This is a genomic window from Methanocorpusculum labreanum Z, from assembly GCF_000015765.1.
Classification (GTDB): Archaea; Halobacteriota; Methanomicrobia; order Methanomicrobiales; family Methanocorpusculaceae; genus Methanocorpusculum; species Methanocorpusculum labreanum.
Genome location: NC_008942.1, coordinates 1,001,262 through 1,022,587, shown reverse-complemented (window position 1 = coordinate 1,022,587; position 21,326 = coordinate 1,001,262). Strand labels below are relative to the sequence as shown.

15 protein-coding genes, 5 tRNA genes and 3 rRNA genes are annotated in these 21,326 nt (G+C 49.6%); 14 read left to right on the top strand and 9 right to left on the bottom strand.

All coding sequences use genetic code 11. The features are described from left to right. Positions 1-102 precede the first annotated feature (102 nt). The 12 genes from MLAB_RS09430 to MLAB_RS05315 all read left to right on the top strand — a co-directional run bounded on the left by MLAB_RS09430 (position 103) and on the right by MLAB_RS05315 (position 14,639). A complete protein-coding gene (locus MLAB_RS09430) occupies positions 103-759 on the top strand; it encodes a hypothetical protein (protein WP_143702782.1) in 657 nt (218 codons plus the stop codon). Between the two features lie 12 nt (positions 760-771). Beyond that, on the top strand, positions 772-4,221 hold the full coding sequence (gene smc / locus MLAB_RS05360; RefSeq protein ID WP_011833384.1) for a chromosome segregation protein SMC: 3,450 nt from the start codon (positions 772-774) through the stop codon (positions 4,219-4,221). After that, positions 4,214-4,975, top strand: a complete 762-nt coding sequence (locus tag MLAB_RS05355) for a segregation/condensation protein A (RefSeq protein WP_011833383.1) — start codon at positions 4,214-4,216, stop codon at positions 4,973-4,975. The genes smc and MLAB_RS05355 overlap by 8 nt, the downstream gene beginning before the upstream one ends. A gap of 557 nt (positions 4,976-5,532) precedes the next feature. Then, a 16S ribosomal RNA gene (locus MLAB_RS05350) occupies positions 5,533-6,999 on the top strand. Positions 7,000-7,151: 152 nt separating this feature from the next. Continuing rightward, positions 7,152-7,224, top strand: a tRNA-Ala gene (locus MLAB_RS05345). Between the two features lie 345 nt (positions 7,225-7,569). After that, positions 7,570-10,487: ribosomal RNA gene (locus MLAB_RS05340) — 23S ribosomal RNA — on the top strand. 234 nt (positions 10,488-10,721) lie between these two features. Continuing rightward, positions 10,722-10,793: transfer RNA gene (locus MLAB_RS09770), tRNA-Cys, on the top strand. A gap of 7 nt (positions 10,794-10,800) precedes the next feature. Continuing rightward, positions 10,801-10,922, top strand: a 5S ribosomal RNA gene (gene rrf, locus MLAB_RS05335). Together the 16S, 23S and 5S rRNA genes with 2 tRNA genes alongside form the textbook arrangement of a ribosomal RNA operon. Before the next feature lie 185 nt (positions 10,923-11,107). Continuing rightward, positions 11,108-11,413 (top strand): ferritin family protein, encoded by a 306-nt coding sequence (locus tag MLAB_RS05330; protein ID WP_011833382.1) that lies wholly within the window; start codon positions 11,108-11,110, stop codon positions 11,411-11,413. A 68-nt stretch (positions 11,414-11,481) separates the two neighbouring features. Then, positions 11,482-11,555 (top strand) — tRNA-Thr (locus tag MLAB_RS05325). Between the two features lie 293 nt (positions 11,556-11,848). After that, positions 11,849-13,531: a formate--tetrahydrofolate ligase gene (locus tag MLAB_RS05320; RefSeq protein ID WP_011833381.1), complete on the top strand. Its 1,683-nt coding sequence runs from the start codon at positions 11,849-11,851 to the stop codon at positions 13,529-13,531. Positions 13,532-13,826: 295 nt separating this feature from the next. Then, complete coding sequence (locus MLAB_RS05315) at positions 13,827-14,639, top strand: class I SAM-dependent methyltransferase (RefSeq protein ID WP_011833380.1); 813 nt, start codon at positions 13,827-13,829, stop codon at positions 14,637-14,639. A gap of 45 nt (positions 14,640-14,684) precedes the next feature. On the opposite strand, the gene MLAB_RS05310 is transcribed toward MLAB_RS05315, so the two are convergent. The 9 genes from MLAB_RS05310 to MLAB_RS05270 form a co-directional block, all read right to left on the bottom strand. Next, the gene (locus MLAB_RS05310) at positions 14,685-15,161 is read right to left on the bottom strand and encodes a pyridoxamine 5'-phosphate oxidase family protein (RefSeq protein WP_048062057.1); all 477 of its coding nucleotides are present in this window, start codon (positions 15,159-15,161) and stop codon (positions 14,685-14,687) included. Then, the gene (locus tag MLAB_RS05305; protein WP_011833378.1) at positions 15,146-15,643 is read right to left on the bottom strand and encodes a phosphopantetheine adenylyltransferase; all 498 of its coding nucleotides are present in this window, start codon (positions 15,641-15,643) and stop codon (positions 15,146-15,148) included. Before MLAB_RS05305 ends, MLAB_RS05310 begins: the two co-directional genes overlap by 16 nt. Then, positions 15,640-17,031: an MFS transporter gene (locus tag MLAB_RS05300; RefSeq protein ID WP_143702781.1), complete on the bottom strand. Its 1,392-nt coding sequence runs from the start codon at positions 17,029-17,031 to the stop codon at positions 15,640-15,642. The genes MLAB_RS05305 and MLAB_RS05300 overlap by 4 nt, the downstream gene beginning before the upstream one ends. Continuing rightward, a complete protein-coding gene (gene nth / locus MLAB_RS05295) occupies positions 17,028-17,678 on the bottom strand; it encodes an endonuclease III (RefSeq protein WP_011833376.1) in 651 nt (216 codons plus the stop codon). The genes MLAB_RS05300 and nth overlap by 4 nt, the downstream gene beginning before the upstream one ends. A gap of 8 nt (positions 17,679-17,686) precedes the next feature. After that, positions 17,687-17,761: transfer RNA gene (locus MLAB_RS05290), tRNA-Pro, on the bottom strand. A 78-nt stretch (positions 17,762-17,839) separates the two neighbouring features. Beyond that, positions 17,840-18,547: a UMP kinase gene (pyrH, locus tag MLAB_RS05285; RefSeq protein ID WP_011833375.1), complete on the bottom strand. Its 708-nt coding sequence runs from the start codon at positions 18,545-18,547 to the stop codon at positions 17,840-17,842. 115 nt (positions 18,548-18,662) lie between these two features. After that, the gene (locus MLAB_RS05280; protein ID WP_048062056.1) at positions 18,663-19,460 is read right to left on the bottom strand and encodes a hypothetical protein; all 798 of its coding nucleotides are present in this window, start codon (positions 19,458-19,460) and stop codon (positions 18,663-18,665) included. A 44-nt stretch (positions 19,461-19,504) separates the two neighbouring features. After that, positions 19,505-19,680, bottom strand: a tRNA-Trp gene (locus tag MLAB_RS05275). Between the two features lie 63 nt (positions 19,681-19,743). Next, positions 19,744-19,968, bottom strand: a complete 225-nt coding sequence (locus tag MLAB_RS05270; protein ID WP_048062055.1) for a hypothetical protein — start codon at positions 19,966-19,968, stop codon at positions 19,744-19,746. Positions 19,969-20,024: 56 nt separating this feature from the next. Between MLAB_RS05270 and MLAB_RS05265 the strand changes: the two genes are divergently transcribed. Together MLAB_RS05265 and rbr are read left to right on the top strand one after the other, a co-directional pair. Further along, entirely contained in the window at positions 20,025-20,627 is a 603-nt protein-coding gene (locus MLAB_RS05265) for a PH domain-containing protein (RefSeq protein ID WP_048062054.1), read from the top strand. A gap of 104 nt (positions 20,628-20,731) precedes the next feature. Continuing rightward, on the top strand, positions 20,732-21,274 hold the full coding sequence (gene rbr, locus MLAB_RS05260; protein ID WP_011833371.1) for a rubrerythrin: 543 nt from the start codon (positions 20,732-20,734) through the stop codon (positions 21,272-21,274). Positions 21,275-21,326 lie beyond the last annotated feature (52 nt).

Sequence of the window (21,326 nt, the reverse complement as noted above, 5' to 3'; positions counted from 1 at the left end):
ATTTGTGGTATCTGTCCGGCCGTTCCACAAGTGTATTATACAATGGGCACTGAAAAACCTATTAATTATTTTTACAGGATAGATGCAATCATGGATACCAGAATGAAATTCTTAGAGCACGAACTTGCCGAACAGGAACGCGGGCTCGCCGGCAAGCAGGAAACCGTACAGGCGACTGCCGAAAAATCGGAAAATACTGAGGAACTTGAACGCAAAATCCGTGAACTCGAGATAATGGTCAAAGGACTTACCGAGGAACTTCTCGATCTGAAGTCCGTGACCCGCAAACTCAGCGTCCAGGTGGAAAAACTCGGCGGAACCCCGGTCAAAAGTCATCCGGAAGCATCCCGCTTCGGTGTCCGGAGAGGGGAAGTCGTCGCCGAGCCGGTTGCAGAACCTGTTTCCGCTCGCTCTGAGGTTCCGGCTTCAAAGAGTACTCCAGCCCCCAGACGATCTCCAGTCGAAGCCCCGGCTCCCCGCATGAGTCGTCCGGCTCCCGCACCGGCAGCGGAGCCGGTTCGCGCCTCTGCCCCCGTCACTCCCGATGTACCGGTCGAGAATCTGAAACCCGGCGAGTTTGAATATGTAATGCAGCAGGACGGAACGATCCAGAAACGGAGAAAAACGACCGATCACAACGTTATCATCGCAGGTACCGGCTTCAATCCGTCCCGTGCCTCACACTCGATGTCTATTCGTGCCGACTCTTCGGCGGTTATCGAAGCTGAGGATGACGACACGGTGGAAATCAAGCGTTAACGGAGTTCATTCGTGCACATTGTCCAGGTTGACATCGACAACTTCAAGTCTTTTTCCAGAAAGACAAAAATTCCCTTTTATGAAGGATTTACTGTAATATCCGGGCCGAACGGTTCGGGAAAAAGCAACATCATCGACTCTATCCTTTTCGTTCTATCTTTATCCACCTCACGCACCCTTCGCGCCGAAAAACTCACGGATTTCATCAATACCATGTCTGGAAAAAATACCGCCGAGGTCACCCTCACCTTTTCGGACGAGACAAAAATCCGCCGGAGGATCAAACGGACCGCAAACGGATATTACAGTTATTATTATCTCAATGAAAAGACCTGTTCCCAAACCGAAATCCTGGAGTATCTTGCAAAACGCGGGATCAAGCCGCACGGATACAATGTCGTGATGCAGGGAGATATCTCCCGCATCATGGATATGAGCGATCTGGAACGCAGACGGATCATCGATGAGATCGCGGGGGTTGCGGAGTTCGATGATAAAAAAGAACAGGCTCTCGTGGAACTCGAGCAGGTTCGCGCCAGTATCGACCGCGAAGAGATCCTTCTTGCTTCATACGCCAAACAACTGGAGGAACTCGCTGATGCCAGAGAAGATGCGGTAAAATATCAGAAGCTTCAGGCGGAACTCGATTATCTCAAAGCCGCAAAACAGATCGTCAGGCTTCAGGATCTTGAGCGCGAACTCGGGTTGATCGCCCATTCGAGGTCCGAGCAGGAAGAGAAACGTGCAGGTATCCGTAACGACATCTCTCTTCAGGAAAACGAGAAAAATTCCCGTCTCGAGGAAGTTCGCGAGATCGATAAGGAGATCAGTCACAAACAGGGTCCCGCCTATATGCGGATCATTGGGGGCATTGAGGCAGAAAAAGGAAACATCCGTGTTGCCGAGGAGACCATCATCCGCAGGAAAAAAGAGAAAGAGAGCAACCTTGCCGAGATGAACCGCCTGTATCTCGATCTCCAGAAAAACCAGAACACGCTCAACGATAAGATCCGGGAATCACAGACGCTGCAGATCGACAAAGCGAATCTGGCGATGGAACTCGAGGCCCAGAAAAAAACTCTCGAGAAAGCCCACGAGCTTGTCAGTAAATGCAGCCGGGATTCAAAAGGGGCTCAGGCCGAACTGGTCGATCTTATGCGGCAGGTCGAGGAGAAAAAGGAGGTACGCGGTTCGATCGTCGTTCAAAGGGATGGGATTATCGAACGGAGCCGTGTTCGGGCACAGGAACTGGAAAAGCTTCAGAGGGAGCAGGGTTCTCTCGCGGAAGAACGTTCCGAGAAGCAGGCCGAGATCGACTCGCTCGAACACGATCTTTTGGATGCCAGGAAAAACAAAGGGATCCTCGATAAACAGATCGGCGAGACCGAGCGGGCGATGCTTGGCGCACGTAAAGCTCTGGAACCTCTCAGAGAAGAAATCGCCAGGCTGACGAAAAAGCAGATGCAGATCGAAGCCCAGCAGCAGGCATCCGGCGCTTCGGACCGGACCATTTCGGCTATTCTTGGTATGGACGGCGTATTTGGGACCGTTTCGAGTCTTGGAAAAGTGATCGACTCCGCATATGCCGTAGCGTTAAACATAGCGGCGGGCGGGCGGCTCAACAACGTTGTTGTCGACTCCGATCAGACTGCGGCAAATGTTATCCGCTATCTGAAAGATGAACGGCTTGGTCGCCTGACGCTTCTTCCGCTGAACAAGATGAAGCCTCAACCTCCTCTTCCCCCGCTCGCCGGCAACGGGGTTGTGGATTATGCGATCAATTTGATCGACTTCGATCCGGAATACCGGGATGCTTTCAATTTAGTTTTTGGTCAGACGGTGGTCGTCGAGACGCTGGATGCCGGCCGGCGGCTCATGGGAAGATACCGGATGGTGACGTTGGAAGGCGAACTTCTCGAAAGAGGCGGGGCCATGACCGGCGGTTCGATCCGGAAAGATCTTCGCGGGTTCGGTGTTGCCGTCGGCCGCGAGTCTGCGGATATTTCTGCAAAACTTGCCGATCTGCGTAATGATGAATCCGATCTTGTGGCAGCTGAAGCACGCCACCGATCGGTTGCCGAAGGTCTTCGCGCCGAACGAAACGAGTCTGATTCGGCGATCGTTAAATTCGAATTAAAAATCAGTGACTGTAATCGGATCCTCGATAAGATCGCGGACGATGAGATTCGGGCATCACGTCTTCTGGAAGAAACGGATCGCGATAAAAAAGAGACGGCAAATCAGGTGGCCGAACTCGAGACGCGTGTGGACGCTCTGTCCGATGAACTCGAGGTCCTGAATCAGCGGGTGAGCGAACTGCGCTCTGTCCTGAATGAGGATGAGTTCAATCTGCTCACCGATAAACTGCAGAAAGCCCAGTCGAGTTACAATGATACGTCCCGCCGGTATGAGAACAAAGTGAACGACCTTTCCGGTCTGAATCTCGAACGTCAGCATTTCAAACAAAATGTTGAGCAGATAACCCGGGAGCGTACCACTCTGGAGGGAAAAAATGTCTCGATCGATCAGGAGATTGCTGATTGTTATGCCGCGATCGATACGGCAAAATCCGCGATCACTGCGTTCGAGGATGAGATGAAGGCTTTCACCGGTGAGATCGAACAGCTGACCGAGGAACGGAACAAAGCTCAGCATGCGGCGGATGAAGCGCAGCTGCGGATCGTGACTTTGCAGGGTGACGAGGAGAGATGCAATGTGCAGATCTCCGCATTTGATGAAAAATCCGCCTCTCTTGCGTTGGAGATGTCCGAGATCAAGGGTTCGATCAGTGAGGAAATCGTCTGCGATCTCTGCATGGACGAGATCCTCGATCGCGTCGCAACAACCGAGCGTGCCGTCAGAAAACTTGGCAACGTGAATATGCGTGCCATCGAGCAGTATGATGAGGTCCAGAAACGTTCCATTGAGCGGACCGAAAAGAAGGAGACGCTTTCCCGCGAACGTCAGGCACTTCTCGATAAGATCGATAGTTTCAAGCAGATGAAGTTTGATGCGTTCATGAATGCCTACTCGGCAATCAACCTGCATTTCCAGGATATCTACTCCCGTCTGAACGAAGGTGCCGGTCATCTGGTTCTGGATGATATTGAGGATCCTTTCCAAGGGGGCATGACGTTTGAGGTCTCGCCGCGTGGAAAGGAAGTAACCCGGCTGAATATGATGTCTGGGGGGGAGAAGTCTCTTACGACCCTTTCGTTTATTTTTGCGATCCAGCAGTACATGCCGGCGCCCTTTTATGCGCTGGATGAGGTGGATTCCAATCTGGACGGGGTGAATGTGGAGCGTTTGTCCCAGATGGTCCGCGATATCTGTACGAAAAGTCAGTTCGTGATCGTTTCGCACAGAAAACCGATGATCGAAGCGGCGGACCGGATGGTGGGCGTGACTCTGCGTATGAGCGATAAGAGTACGCTTGTGACTGGTGTGAAGGTGAATGGCTGAAGAAATTCCTGACGGAAAACTCGAAGAGCCGGTCGAAATTCTGTATCAGCTCGCAAAACGCGGCGAGATCGATCCGTGGAATATCGATATCGTCGCGGTGACAGAACGGTTTTTGACTGAACTTGAACGCAGGCGCGAACTTGATCTGATGATCTCGGGTCGGACGATATTCTATGCGTCGGTTCTGCTTCGGATGAAGTCCGAGCTGCTTGACGGTCTGGAGGATGACGGGGGGTGTGATGAAGATATTTCCGAGGAAGGGTTGGATCCTTTCTCGGAAGATGATGTGATCACGGAACGTGCGCTCGGCCCGATCGAACTTCTTGAGCGCGAGATCGACCGCAGACTCAAGCGGAAGGATGCGCGGAAGCGTCCGGTCACCCTTTACGAACTGATCAAACAGCTCAAACTTGCGGAGAAGGCGGAGCGAAGACGGCAGAGAAGGCGGCGGTGTATCGATTCAGAGGATGAATTATTCGAGGAACCGGATGCCGACGAGGTTGTGGGAATTGCGCATGATGAGGATTACGAACGTATGGCCGGGCGGATTTATGCTCTCGTTGAGACGCATCCGGATGCGCGTGACCCGGGGGTTTCCCTGCATGAACTGGCGTTAACTCTCCACTGGCCGGTGTATTTTGTGTATCTCCCCTGTCTTTTTCTTGTTCAGAGCGGCAGGGTCGATCTTGAGCAGGATGAGTTTTTCGGTGATCTTTGGGTGGTGATTCAGGATGGCTATACAGAGAAGAGTTAAAAAAGAGCGTAATTTCTGGATAATTCTGTTGGATGTTCTGCTTATCCTTTGTCTGATCGGATTTGTGGCAATGCTTGTCTCTATTGTGCTGTCATTTTTGTGATTCTGACATCATTCCGGTTGGTTTATATGCCCCATTGCCTAACATTATTACCTCACAAGTCAACTGATCTCTGAGCGACACAATCCGGGAATTTTTCCCGGACGCCGCCTCACTGTTTCGGTGGGTTTATAAGTGATTGGGGGTAACTATGTTACCTCGCAAGGCTCGCGAACTGGGCCTTGGGACGCAGGCACGTTGTTTGCCTGTGTTCCGGGCGTTCGGTTCGAAGACTATATAAGCATCTGATGCGAATATGGTAGAGCTGTTTAAGTGGAGGACAAAACGCGAATCATCCGGTTGATGCCGGAGTGATTGTTGGTCCTGACGTTGGAATTGTGGCGATGCGGACATTCATTGAAATGACCGCTGATTCCTTTCATACGGTTGTGTTTTTGTGATTATGTCGTAGAAACAACAACTGTGTGCCTATAAGAAAGAAAAGTAAAAAATAGTAATTCTGGTTGATCCTGCCAGAGGCCATTGCTATCAGGGTTTGACTAAGCCATGCGAGTCGAGAGGTGTAAGACCTCGGCATACTGCTCAGTAACACGTGGTTAACCTGCCCTAAGGTGGAGAATACTCCCGGGAAACTGGGGCTAATGCTCCATAGTGGATATGTCCTGGAATGGTATATCCTCGAAAGATCCGTCGCCTTAGGATGGGACTGCGTCCGATTAGGTTGTTGGCGGGGTAACGGCCCACCAAGCCTTTTATCGGTACGGGTTGTGGGAGCAAGATCCCGGAGATGGATTCTGAGACATGAATCCAGGCCCTACGGGGCGCAGCAGGCGCGCAAACTTTACAATGCGAGCAATCGTGATAAGGAAACCCTGAGTGCCTGTCGATGCAGGCTGTTCATATATCTAAATCATATGTGAAGAAAGGGCAGGGCAAGACCGGTGCCAGCCGCCGCGGTAATACCGGCTGCTCGAGTGATGGCCACTATTACTGGGTTTAAAGCGTCCGTAGCTTGACTGTTAGGTCTCTTGGGAAATCTTCGCGCTCAACGTGAAGGCGTCTAAGAGATACCGGCAGTCTTGGAACTGGGAGAGGTAAACCGTACTTCGGGGGTAGGAGTGAAATCTTGTAATCCTCGAGGGACGACCTATGGCGAAGGCAGTTTACCAGAACAGCTTCGACAGTGAGGGACGAAAGCTGGGGGAGCAAACGGGATTAGATACCCCGGTAGTCCCAGCCGTAAACAATGTGCGTTAGGTGTGTCGGTAACCACGTGTTACTGATGCGCCGAAGAGAAATCGTGAAACGCACCACCTGGGAAGTACGGTCGCAAGGCTGAAACTTAAAGGAATTGGCGGGGGAGCACCACAACAGGTGGAGCCTGCGGTTTAATTGGATTCAACGCCGGACATCTCACCGGATAAGACAGCTGAATGATTGTCAATCTGAAGGTTTTACATGACTAGCTGAGAGGAGGTGCATGGCCGTCGTCAGTTCGTACTGTGAAGCATCCTGTTAAGTCAGGCAACGAGCGAGACCCACGCCGACAATTGCCAGCAGCATCTCCGGATGGCTGGGGACATTGTCGGGACCGCCTCTGCTAAAGGGGAGGAAGGAATGGGCAACGGTAGGTCAGCATGCCCCGAATTATCCGGGCTACACGCGGGCTACAATGGACGGGACAATGGGTAACAACACCGAAAGGTGCAGTCAATCTCCGAACCCCGCCCTTAGTTAGGATTGCGGGTTGCAACTCACCCGCATGAATCTGGAATCTGTAGTAATCGCGTTTCACTATAGCGCGGTGAATACGTCCCTGCTCCTTGCACACACCGCCCGTCAAACCATCCTAGTGGGGTTTGGATGAGTCCCTGGTCTTTGCCGGGGTCGAATCTAGGTTCCGTGAGGAGGGTTAAGTCGTAACAAGGTAGCCGTAGGGGAATCTGCGGCTGGATCACCTCCTAAAGAATGATCCAAACACAACCTGTATGACAGAATTAGCATGGTCATTTCAATGAACCGTACAATCGCCACAATTCCAACACATCAATATCATACTCACGCTGTATGGTTTGTTAAACAGTATCTAACAAACGACTGAATATAATGTGTGAGGGGCGCGTAGCTCAGCTGGAAGAGCGCGGCGTTTGCAACGCCGAGGCCTGGGGTTCAAATCCCCACGCGTCCACTCCGTAACCGGCTGTGACAGAATTTCTGTCACCGGTTGCGGTTACCAATGCACCCGGAAACGCGAGTTACCGGGGAAGGGCCGAGAGTCATTGACTCTTTGAGGCTGTGTATAGGTTTTGCATTTGGACGTTAAATGGGTATCAGCGGAACCTTTCTTTACTGAAAGTATATTTGTCGGTATCGACACACTTTAAGAGAGACAAAGGGACCCTGGCAACAGCACATAAGCATGATGCTGCATATTCCATTTACCACAAATAATACATTGTTGTAACAAACAATCATCAAAAACAATCATCGACATACCCTTCGATGTTCCTAGCTTTGGAACATCGAAGAACAAAGAACCTGGTTCTTATGCCGGTTAGTGAATGGTTCGGTTTGAGAGCTGATGAAGGGCGTGCCAAGCAGCGAAATGCCCCGGGAAGACGCAAGGAGTCTGTGATCCGGGGATCCCCTAATAGGACCTCCCCACGATTTATCGTGAATCCGTAAGGATGGGGAACCCCCCGAAGTGAAACATCTCAGTAGGGGGAGGAAGAGAAATCAATTGAGATTACGTTAGTAGAGGCGATCGAACCCGTAATAGTCTAAACTGAATCCCGCAAGGGACATGTAGTGTATGGCCTTCGTTGTAGTATGTGTTTATCTAATGAAAGTAGCTTGGAATGGCTTACCTTAGAGGGTGACAGTCCCGTACGTGGTGGTAAACACAGCTTAGAAGTGTCCTGAGTAGCGCGGGTTGGAATTCCCACGTGAATATGGGGGTCACCTAACCTCCAAGACTAAATACTCCTCAAAACCGATAGCGAAATAGTAGCGTGAGCGAAAACTGAAAAGTATCCCTGAAAAGGAAATGAAAAGTGCCTGAAACTAACCGGTGATCGTGTGTTACGGCGTGCAAGGATCTTCCGATCGAAAGAACCCGTCGCGAGGCGGTAGTATGAGATTGGTTGCCGACGTCGTAACTTACGTTTTGAAGAACGGGCCAAAGAGTGTATTCCGCTGGCGAGGTTAACCGGAAGGGCAGCCGCAGCGAAAGCGACAAGCGCGTAGTTTACCTGGCGCGGCGTACTAATAGTGCGTGGAGTCAACGGGATACGACCTGAAACCTGGTGATCTATGCCTGAGCAGGTTGAAGCGTGCCGAAAGGTGCGTGGAGGACCGCATGCGGTATTGATATGCAAATCATTCGCGTGACTTGGGTATAGGAGTGAAAGATTCATCGAACCGGGTGTCAGCTGGTTCCTCTCGAAACATGTCTAAGCATGACCTCGACCGAGAATGATAGTGAGGTAGAGCACCTATTGGAAATCCCGGGGAAGAAATTCCTCGCTTTCCTGTAAAACTCCAAACTCCCTATCTTTGTAGACGTCGGGCAGTCCGGGCTACGGGGTAAGCTTGTAGTCCGTAAGGGAGACAACCCAGACCATGGTTAATGCCCCCCAATGTAGGCTAAGTGTCAACACTGAATGAAGTCCTAGGTCAAAGACAACTGGAAGGTGAGCTCAGAAGCAGCTATCCTTTAAAAAGTGCGTAACAGCTTACCAGTCAAGATTTAGGGCGCAGAAAATGGACGGGGCTCAAGCCTACTGCAGATACCATGGCGCACGTTTTTGAACGTGATCGAGTAGAGAGGCGTCCTGTATGGGCTGAAGCAGGGGTGTAAGTTCCTGTGGACCGTATAGGAATGAGAATTTTGGCAGTAGTAGAAGCAAAGAATGGTGAGAATCCATTCCGCCGAAGGGGCTAGGTTTCCTCGGCAATGTTCGTCAGCCGAGGGTTAGTCGGTCCTAAGCTGCATCATAAGTTGCATGCAGCAAAAGGGAAACAGGTTAATATTCCTGTACCGTGCGTTAATATACTGACGCATCGGGTTATGCATAGCGGGACCGTCGTCCCGTCCAATCGTATAAACTCTTGGAGTACCGTAATGGTGAGAATTGAGTGAAAGCGTGATGGCGTAAGTGTGTAAACACCTGGTGCCCGTGAAAAGGTAACGCAATGTCCGTACCGAGAACCGACACAGGTGCCCCTAGTTGAAAAGACTCAGGCGTGTCGGAATTATTTGTGGTAAGGGAACTCGGCAAAATGGCTCCGTACCTTCGGAACAAGGAGTGCCTGCCTAGTGATTAGGCAGGTCGCAGTGACCAGGGAGCTCTAACTGTCTAACAACAACATAGCAGACTGCAACTCCGTAAGGACTAGTATAGTCTGTGAATCCTGCCCAGTGCGGGTATCTGAACACTGATTACAATCGGACGAAGGACCCGTAAACGGCGGGGGTAACTATGACCCTCTTAAGGTAGCGTAGTACCTTGTCGCTTAATTGGCGACTTGCATGAATGGATTAATAAGGGCTCTACTGTCCCTACCGCAAATCCGTTGAACCTTTTATCCTTGTGCAGAGGCAAGGGACTCCCATCGGGAAGTGAAGACCCCATGGAGCTTTACTGCAGCCTGTCGTTGACTTACGGTATTACATGCGCAGCGTAGATAGTAGGTGTTAATGCTCATATTCCGGTATGAGTGGAGCCACAGTTGAGACACTATCCTTGTTCTGCTGTAATTCTCACTCATCTTTCATGATGAGGACATCGGTAGGTAGGCAGTTTGGGTGGGGCGCCACACCCTCGAAAAAATATCAAGGGTGCCCTATGGTCAACTCATGTGAGTCAGCAACTCACAGGAGAGTGTCAAGAGCATAAGTTGGCTTGACGTGATTTCGCATAGCAAGAAATCACGAGTGGAAACACGGGTCTAACGAACCAATACGCCTTTTTGGTGAGGGCTATTGACTACAGAAAAGCTACCCTGGGGATAACAGAGTCGTCGCCGGCAAGAGCACATATCGACCCGGCGGCTTGCTACCTCGATGTCGGTTCTTTCCATCCTGGCTGTGCAGCAGCAGCCAAGGGTGAGGTTGTTCGCCTATTAAAGGGGATCGTGAGCTGGGTTCAGACCGTCGTGAGACAGGTCGGTTACTATCTGATGGGAGTGTTCGAAATCTGAGAGCAAGAATGAAATAGTACGAGAGGAACTTTCATTCGTCACCTCTGGTGTATCGGTTGTCTGATAAGGCAGTGCCGAGCAGCTACGTGGCACGAGATAAAAACTGAAAGCATCTAAGTTTGAAACTTCGCTTGAAAAGAGATTTCGTTATAGAGCACCGGTAAAAGACCGGGTTAATAGGCTTGGGATGTACGCACGAAGGTAACGACGTGTTTAGTCCGCAAGTACTAACGCTCAAATCCAGATTCTTAATGAACTGGTATGCCTCGATGATTACACAATGGATGATTGGTTACTTCAATGGAATGCAGTGGTAGATGGACGTCGGCATCATGAAACAATGTGCCTTTGTTCTTTTAGAGAGCCTGTCTACTACCGGCATATATTGCAGTATCCGCTGTGCCCAGACGTTATCCGAATGCAAAACCTAAAAGTATATCCTTTATAAACAGTAACTGCTTATATATTATGCCAGATTACTGTGCCAAGTTGGCGGAGCGGCCACGCGGTTGCCTGCAGAGCAACTCTACTCCCGTTCAAATCGGGAACTTGGCTTGGGGGATCATGCGGCCATAGCAGAGAGGTTCCACCCGGACCCATTCCGAACCCGGCAGTTAAGCTCTCTTACGTCGGCTATTGTACTGAGATATGCGAATTCTCGGGAAGTTGTCAACGCTGCACCCCCCTTATTCTTTTGAAATGTTTAGTGTGTTTTTTGTATTGAGCGTAAGCTTTTTGCGTTTGTAGTATGGTTTTTGTTTTCCGTCATGTTTTATCAGGATACGGTAACGTATCCCGCATACATCAGGACGGAAAGGGAAAAATCTCAGACCTTTATCTTTATCAGTTTTGAATTGCTACATACTTTCATGCCAGACTTTGGAAATCCCTTTGCCGGATTAAAAGAAAACCGGAAACTTACGCATGAAGAACTCGTACGTGCAATCCGTTTTATGATCTCGGCAGAATACGAAGCAATCCAACTTTATCAGCAGCTTGCCGAATCCATCGACAACAAACTTGCGATTGAGGTTCTTGAAGACATTGCGAATGAAGAGAAAGTCCATGCAGGTGAGTTTCTCCGATTACTGCACGAACTCGATCCGAAAGAATCCAGTTATTATCAGGAAGGAGCTGAGGAAGTCGAGGCTGAGATTAAGAAATTCAGGGGATAATTTTCCCCTCCGTCTCTTTTCGTAAACTATTATAACTTCTATCTCCAATAATTAAGAGCACTTTCTGTGCCTCAGTGGCCTAGCCCGGCATAGCGGCTGATTTGTAATCAGCAGGTCGCGAGTTCAAATCTCGCCTGAGGCTTTTTGAAATGAGGTTGGGATACCTCACTTTCGTTTTTACCGCATTTGATATGTTTGAGTATCGATTGCCTAATATCTACCATGTACAGTAAAATAACTTAACTTACTCTAGCATTCCGGTGATTTCATCCATTTTTGAAATCACATTATGTAACCGTTATTTCTCATATTATTTACTGCGCGCAAAAATCTCATCTCATCTTAGTGTGGCAACTTAGATGCTTATATATAAGATAAGTTTAAGAGTAGTTAACAACATTTGGAGATAGCCCCTCTGCTATCTCCTAAGGCTACATGGGGTGGAAATACTTGTTATCTGACATCGAAATTGCACAGCAGTGCAAAATGAAAAAAATCACTGAGATTGCCGCATCTCTCGACATTACGCCGGATGAACTCGAACTCTACGGATCGTACAAAGCAAAACTTGCTGATTCACTGGAAAAACGTCTGGCGGATAAACCAAACGGCAAACTGATCCTGGTGACGGCCATCAACCCGACGCCTGCCGGCGAGGGTAAGACCACGACAACAGTCGGTCTTGGTCAGGCGATGCCCAAGATCGGTAAAAAGGCAGTCATTGCACTTCGCGAACCATCTCTAGGTCCCGTATTCGGTGTTAAAGGCGGAGCTGCCGGCGGGGGATACTCGCAAGTCGTCCCGATGGAAGACATCAATCTCCACTTCACCGGAGATTTCCATGCGATTACCAGCGCAAACAACCTCTTGTGTGCTATGATCGACAATCATATCCAGCAGGGGAATGCGCTCGACATTGATACCCGCCGTATCATCTTCAAGCGCTGTCTGGATATGAACGATCGTGCTCTTCGAAACATCATCATCGGGCTTGGCGGTCAGACCAACGGCGTTCCGCGTGAGGATCACTTTATGATCACGGTCGCAAGCGAGGTAATGGCGATTCTCTGTCTTGCAAATGATATCGACGACCTTAAAGAGCGTTTGGGGAATGTCATTTTTGGCTACAGCAGAAAAGGAACTCCTCTCTATGCCCGTGATCTGAAGGCCGTCGGGGCTATGGCCGCCCTTCTCAAGGATGCCATCAAACCGAATCTTGTCCAGACGCTGGAAAACACCCCCTGTTTTATCCACGGCGGACCGTTTGCCAACATCGCACACGGCTGCAATTCGGTTCGTGCAACAAAACTTTCGCTGAAGATGGCAGATTATGTCATCACGGAGGCGGGTTTCGGTTCTGATCTTGGTGCTGAAAAGTTCTTCGACATCAAATGCCGGTATGCGGGCCTGACGCCGAATACTGTTGTTCTGGTGGCCACCGTTCGGGCACTGAAATACAATGGCGGTGTAAAGAAAGAGGACACCACGATTCCAAACGTTGCTGCGCTCAAAGCAGGAATGGTCAATCTTGAGGCGCACATACAGAACCTCCAGACGTTTGGGGTTCCGGTTGTTGTGGCGATCAACCGGTTCTCTACCGATACGGACGAAGAACTTGCCGTGCTTAAAGAATTCTGCACAGCGCAGGGAGCCGAGTTTGCAATCTCGGAAGTCTTTGCCAAAGGTGGGGAAGGTGGCGTTGAACTGGCGAAAAAAGTCGTTGCCTCCTGCGAGAAGCCGCAGAAGTTCCAGTGTCTCTACGAACTGAATACACCGATAAAAGAGAAGATCAATGCTCTCGCGACCCGGATATACGGAGCTGACGGGGTCGTTTACTCTCCTGCCGCCGATGCTGCAATCAAAGATATCGATGCTCTTGGCAGAAGCAATCTGCCGATCTGTATGGCAAAGACCCAGTACTCGCTCTCCGATGATCCAAATAAACTCGGCAGACCGAAGAACTTTGTTATTAACGCAGCAACGGTCAGGCTCTGTAATGGTGCCGGATTTATCGTTGTCGAGACCGGAGACATCATGACGCTCCCGGGACTGCCGGCTGTACCTGCAGCATGTTCGATCGACGTAAACAATGATGGATATATCTCCGGTCTCTTCTGATTGACTGAAGGTTATACTCATCAGGACAATCCGCCCCAAAATTTCCTTTTTCTCTCCTATTGAAAATATATTTTATCTTGATCTGACCATTTTCCTGAATAATTGATTAAATTTGATGTCTGTTATGACAATGAATATTTTATTATATTATTGAGGATATAAGTTATGCTTTGTGTGTATATTAGTGTGTATTTGTTGTGAGTATTATTTAAAAAAATGTTATCTGTGGGCATTGATGGACTGCACAGAGAACAAGATGACCACTATCTAACCATAAAAAAAGGAGAAACATTACATGAATCTTAATGAAATCAGAAAAGAATGGATTGCACATAACACGAACCCAGCGTCCGAAATTGAATTATGGGATTCACAGGCAGAGGATCCTACCTACCATCAGATGCCCACATTTCAGGACAATAAATTCCTGCAGTTGTTGGAACAGGAACACATGATTGACAGTACCTCTGACGTACTGGATATCGGGTGCGGCGCCGGTGTGTATTCTCTTGCATTGGCTCAGCGTGTACAATCCGTAACAGGCGTTGATTTTTCCCCGAACATGATTCAGAAAGCACAGGAGAAGTTAACGGAACATCAAAAAACGAATGTGGTTTTTACGTGTAAGGATTGGAATGCCGTGGATCTCGAACAGGAAGGATTCAAAGAGCGTTTTGATTTGGTTTTTGCCCATACCTCGCCGGCCATATCTGATGCAGCCACATTTGAAAAAATGAATGCATCCAGCAAACGTTTCTGTGCTGTATCCAATCCGACCAAAATGATTGAACCGGTCATGTCGGAGGTCCATAAAATTGCAGGAGTAAAAGAAGATGAAGCAAGTTGCGGAAACACGCTTATCTACCAGCTGGACATGTTATTCCAGATGGGGTATTTGCCGAAACTTGCATACGAGAATCAGATCTGGAAAATGGATCAGTCATACGAGGATGCCTGTTCCTATTATCTGGGCCGAACAACATATGCAAAACCACTGACGGAAGATGAAAGTAATGCCGTTAAGGAATATCTCTCTTCGATTACAAAGGATGGACGGATTACCGATCAGATAAATGCGACGGTCACTACGCTCTATTGGGAAAAATAAATCCTTTAAAGGAAATGGCGGGGATCTCCCCGTCATTTCATCCAATTAAAGATAATATTTACCAGTACAGATCGCCGGCGTAATCACGATAACTGCTGTCTGCATGACGGCAGTTTCCTGCATCGAAAGACAGGCAAGTTGCGGCGTGTATTTTTTCACGACTGCATCAAGGATTTCCCGTTTCGCCTGCAGATCGTCTACGAGAATGGCTGAACCTTTCACCACCACGCTTTGATATGCAGTGTTCACACTGCAGGGAGATTTAGCTTCGGCACTGTAGAGAAGTTCTCCCATTCTGTACACGGTAAAACAGACCCGTGGATCCCTCTGGATATTCTCGGTCTTCTCGCCTGCGGTCAGGCCGTGAATGTAGATTTTTTTGTCGAGGTACACGAAATGCACGGGCACGCAGTACGGACTACCGTCCGCATCAGACGTTCCCAGAACGCCGCTTGCCGCATTCTCCAGAAGATACGTTATCTCTTCTTCGGATAACTGATGATCCTTCATTCTTTTTTGCATGGTTCCGTCCCTGCAAACTGCTCTTCCGAGACCGGTTCGCCGTATCTGTTGATCTCTCCCCGATAGATTCTCGTGGAAGAGACCACTTTTCCGTCTTTAGCCATAACGCACTGGATCTGGTAGAGGTCCACCATATTTTTACCCATCTCCTTTCTTTTCGCGTTGATAAGATTTCCAACCGGGAACGTCTCCTGACTCACGACCAGAGCATCGAAGTCCTGGGTCAGGGCACTCCCGAACTGGTCGAAGAGGATTTCGATCTCGTAAGTTGCTTCGAAATGTTTTGACTCGATCCATTTGGTCAGCTCTGCGAATCTCACATCATAACTTCTGACCGGATGCAGTTTTCTCGAAGCAAACGAATCCGAGGATAATCCGATCACCACATGTCCTCCCGGTCCTGCGGTCATGAATGCCCGGGTGAGGAGAAGCTGGTGACCGATGTGAAGCGGATCGAATGTCCCGCCAACCATTACCTTCATGCGTCTGCCCCCGTTGGTGCGTTTCCACGGAACCATGAGAACAGGATTCCGATCACGGCAAGGCCTGCACATACCAGCATCGAGATCTGCAGGGCCTGGACGAACTCGGGATACATGTCGGGGCCAAGCATATCCAGACCGCCGACAAAGACGGATATCGCTGCCATACAAACGGCCATCGACAGGATCATGCCAAGCTGCCTCATCACTGCGACGATGCTCGATGCCGAACTGTATTCATTTTGCGGGACCGAGCTCATGATCGCATTGGTGTTCGGCGCCGAGAAGAGAGCTGATCCAAGCCCGATAAACACCTGCGTGATCGCGATGTAGGATACGGCGGCGGTAAGCCCGAGTCCGGCAAGCAGGGTTACGCCTATTGCCGAGAGCGCCATGCCGAAAGTGACGAGGTATCTCGGGTCGAACCGGTCGGAGAGTTTTCCTGCGATCGGGGTCATTATCGCCTGAATGAGAGGCTGGAAGAAGATAATGAATCCTGCCTCGAGCGCACTCAGCGCACCGACCGACTGGAGATACAGACTCACCATATAGACCGCCCCATACGTGCAGCCGTAGTTCAAAAGTGCCGTGTAGGATGAACGTGCGAACCGTTTGTTTTTGAAGAACAGATCCACATGAAGAACCGGTTCTGGAACTTTTCGTTCGTACCACATGAAGATGACAATCAGGCACGCTCCAAGTATTGCGAGATAGAGGGATCCGGTGTCGGTAATGGTGGAAAGACCGTACATCGTGCAGAATATTGCTGCTCCGTATAAGATCGTGCCTTTGAAATCGAAGGATTTACCTGGATTTTTAAACTCCTGTTTGAGAAAGATGATCATAAGGCCTGCAGATATCAGCAGAAGCGGGATCATCAGCAGGAATATGCTGCGCCATCCGGTGTATTCAGTCAAAAATCCGCCGATGATCGGACCCATGGATGCACCGACATAGACCATTGCCGTGTTGATTCCAATCACCATACCGCGTTTATTTGCCGGATACACCCTTGTCAGGATCGCAAGACCGGTTATCATAATAAATGAGGATCCCATCCCGGCAATGATTCGTAAAATGATCAGGGTAGTGTAATCTGGTGCAAACACCGAGAAGAAACAGGTGATTACGACAACGATGCCGCCGATGATGTAGGATTTTTTGTATCCGATACTGTCGACAAGACGGGATGCCGGTACCAAAAGAATGGCAGTTGCCAAGATAAATGCCGTGCTCATCCAACCAAGATCCCGCGCCGAAACCCCAAACTCAAGTCCGATCGCCGGGAGGGCAAGGATCACCATCGTTGCGATCATAGGATTGAGGAAAGCCCCCATGGAGGTTGCGAAGAGGATCATTCTCCGTTCATGTACACTTATTTCCGTCACTCTTCACCACTGTTAATATATGATTGGCAGTTATGCCTGATTATGCATTTCATACAGTCCGGTTTTTTCGCCGTACATACTGCCCTCCCGTGTCGGATAAGAAGGTAGTTGATCTTACTCCACCATTTTTCTGGAAAGAGTTTCATCAGATCCTTTTCGATTTTTTCAGGGTCGGTGTTTTGGGTAAATCCGATCTTCTTTGAAAGCCTTCGAACATGCGTGTCAACAGCGATGCCGCAGGCTTCATGAAAGGCGTGGTTCGTGACGATGTTTGCGGTCTTTCTTCCAACTCCGGGAAGGGTCGTGAGCTCCTCGATCGTTCTTGGAACGACCCCGCCGAAGTTTTCTTCGAGCATCTTTGCCGTACCGATGATGTTTTTTGCTTTCGAGTGGTAAAATCCGGCTGAGTGAATGATCCGTTCAACATCCAAAGGATCTGCTCGCGCCAAGGCTGCAGGATTTGGATATGCGGAAAAAAGTTCGTCGCGCAGACCATTTATGGTAACATCGGTGGTCTGTGCGGAGAGGATCGTCATAATAAGCAGTTCAAAAGGGTTTCTGAATTTGAGGAAGTTCATCTCGTCCTGGTTGCATGGATACTGATGGTCCAGCTCTTCGAGAATGGATTCTGCGGTTATAGCGTTCATAAAAAAAATGGGGTGGCCCAGATTCGAACTGGGGTCAAAGCGTCCCAAACGCTCTAGGATGGACCAGGCTACCCTACCACCCCCCTGTTGCCCAATAATATTAGTGTTCTTCCTTAAAAAGAGATGTGTATGGTGTTCCGCGACTTGCGGATATGAAGCATTTAGACGATCGGGAATCGGATGGCAGAATTCCCGACGATCGTTCCGGCAAATTCGCCTTTGAGGAGGGCTTTTTCAATGAGTGCGGGGTCTCGTCCGTCGATTACTACAAGAGGAATTCCGCTTCGTTCGGTGATCTTTGCAGCAACGAGGTCGATGACCATATTCGATCCGGCGCACATTTTCTCCTTCATGATCAGATCGATAAGTCCCTGCGGGCTCAGGATGTCATGTCGTTTTGCCTTTGCATCTTTTTTCGGGTCGGCGGTATAGATTCCGTCGATCGCGGTCATATTGATCATCATAGAGGCCCCGACCTCTTCTGCAAGGACGGCAGCTACGGCGTCGGTGGTCTGACCTGGCGTAACGCCGCCCATCACCACGATCTTTCCGGACACGGCCGCGGTCTTTGCCTCGCGATAGGATTCGGCAACGACCGGATATGCATATTCTTTGAGGGCGCCGATAAGAAGCGCGGCATTGATCCGGGTGACCTGGATCCCGATCTCGTCGGATGAGGCTTCATCCAGCCCAATATCCCTGCAGGCTTCTATATATCTTCGGGCTTCCCCGCCGCCGCCGACAACGGCAAATATCTGGATGCCGGCATTGGTGAGGTTTATCAGTGCTTCAGCCCATTCTTTCAGGCGGTGTGCGTCAAGTGACGGTACTAGGACCGACCCTCCTACAGAAATAACTACCCTCGTCATAAATTGTCCTAGTTATTTGTTCCTTCCCGACATATATGTAGTGTGTGTTCAATGACCCCTTGGAGTGATACGCTTCTCCCGGGATCAATCCGCTCTTAAAAAATATGCGGAGTGGTTACTCGGCAAGAATCAGAACGCGCCAGGTCTGCCCGCCGAACTCAAGCGTGTCCCAAACAACGGTCTTTTGAACAATTTCATCCGATCCGGTTTTTTTGTAGGTATACTTCGTTGTCCCGGAGGTTTCCCGGCATATTTCCATAGCTGCTGTTTTTACATCGTCCGGATACGACGGATCGGTCAGGATATTTTTGCCTCTCTCGCGCAGATCGTAGTCATACACCTGAAGGCCGTTTGTCTGCAGGACGCAGAGGTGATATCCGTAGTTTTCGAAAAGATACTTTTCCACATCGCCGAAGAGTCTCGAACTGTCGAACGACATGGAGATGTATCCTTTCCATGTTCCGTTGTCGTAGACTGGTGCCGAAAGGACCGAGGCATTTGTCCCGTCGTCGAGATGAAAATATTCGGTAAGGGCGATCGTTTTTCCGCTGTAGTATGCTTCGTTTGTTCCGTAGGAGCTCTGATCTGTTCCAACGGACGAGAGTATGATATCCGGATAAACGGAGACGACGATCATATTTTCGTTCGCGTAGAGGATCGTCTGGGCAAGTGTCGATTTCTGATAGAGATCCGCAAGGACTTGTTTCGAGGAGTCCGCATCGTTTTTGCCGGCCGCGATCTCATCGGCGGCTTGTGTCATCCAGTCTGCGTTTTCACTCAGGCTGATATTTATCATTGAAATTGCTTCGGATGCTGCATTTTCCTTTGATGTGTCCACTGTGTTGACACAGCCGGCAGAGATGACTGCGGTGCATACAAAAAGACCGATGAGCAGCAGATAGGGTAATCGCATAGGGAATTCTAGGTCAATTGCCGGGAAAAGAGTTTCGAAAAACGTGGGGTCGGTGAGATTTGAACTCACGATCGACGGGTCTCTCCGACAAGCGAACATGTTCAAGAGCAGTGATTAGATCAGTGCTCCAGCGGGTCATCATCAAATCAGTAGACCCGATAGTTCATCATACGCTAAGACCGCTGGAGCCCGTCGCCATTCCGGACTAGGCCACGACCCCGCCAGTTTTCTTATACAAATTCAGCGTATAGCAATTTAAGCGTTGTGTTTCCTGATTGAAGCTTCAATATTGGGTGACGAAGATGATGACGAGGAATACCGCCATAAGGATTATGAAGATCAGAAGATAGAGGAGGTCGTGTTTTGTGTCGGCCGCCGGTTTATTTTGAGCCGGCACGCGAATGACTTCTTCCTGAATCTCTTTGTAGGGATGGTCCTTTTCCAGCCGTTCGAACTCGGCACGCTCTTCTTCGGTAAAATCCGGGTCAGGTTCCAGCTTCTGGTTCACGATTATGTATGTGTCTCTCACAAACCTTATTGTATCTGCCGGTACATCTGTTTTTCATGGTTAAACTCGGTGAAGATTTTAAGCCGGCGGCGAAGTATACTTCGTATCTGGCACTTGCGAGCGTCATGGCGGTTATTCTTATCTGGGCCTGCTGTGTCGGCTGGGTCTATTTCGTTGCGTTAGGCGAACCGTTTTTTGTTCTGATCGGAGAGATTTCTCTCGGCGTTCTTGCTGCGATTGTGATCTTCGTTCTGATCTGGTCGCGTCTGTATTACGCCTCGGTCGTGTATCATCTGAATGATACGGAGATGACCTGGAAACGCGGTGTCTGGTTTAGAAAGACCGGCATTGTCCCCTACAACCGTATCACGAACGTGGATATCGTTCAGGGCCCCGTGATGCGGATCTTCGGCATCTCGAATTTAAAAATCGAGACAGCCGGCGGGAACTCCGGGAAGAACTCGGCCGAGATTCAGCTGGAAGGCATCGCCGATCCCGAGCCGCTGCGTGCCATGATCATGGATTTCGTTCGCGGCAATGCCCCAAGCCCTGCGGCGACCGGCGTTGATTTCGGCAGACGTTCTGCTCCGGCAGATATGCAGGCACTTCTTGCCGAGGTCACGGCGATTCGAAAGCTTCTGGAAGCAGAGAGAAAATAAGGTTTTGTGATCCTGTGGGCGGATCATCAAAACTCCCTCCCCTCTTTTTTTTCAAAATTCCCCTGACAGAAACTCTTTTTACTCTTTCTGCCTAAATACAGAGTATGTGTAACGTAAAAGGCACCAAAACCGAAGCAAACCTCGAGTTTGCCTTCGCAGGGGAGTCCAAAGCACGAAACAAGTACAACTATTATGCCTCCCAGGCCAGAAAAGAGGGATACAACCAGATCGCAGATCTCTTCGACGAGACCGCCGGCAATGAAAAAGAACACGCAAAACTCTGGTTCAAGATTCTCCACGGCGGCGAAGTTCCCGACACCATAACAAATCTCCTTGACGCAGCAGCCGGCGAACACGAAGAGTGGACGGAAATGTATGCCGGCTTTGCCGTTGTCGCCAAGGAAGAAGGGTTCGAGAAACTTGCAAAAACCTTCGAAGGGGTTGCCGCAATCGAAAAATTACACGAAGAACGCTACAGAAAACTTCTCGCAAATATCAAAGAAGGAAAAGTATTCGCCCGCCCGGAAAAACAGCAGTGGCACTGTGCAAACTGCGGCCACATCCATATCGGGGACAAAGCTCCGGATGAATGCCCAGTCTGCAAACACCCGCAGGCATACTTCGAGATCAGAAAAACCAACTACTGATTTTTCCAAACTTTTTTTTCTCAGCCCGTCGTTGGACGAAGCTTTCCAAATC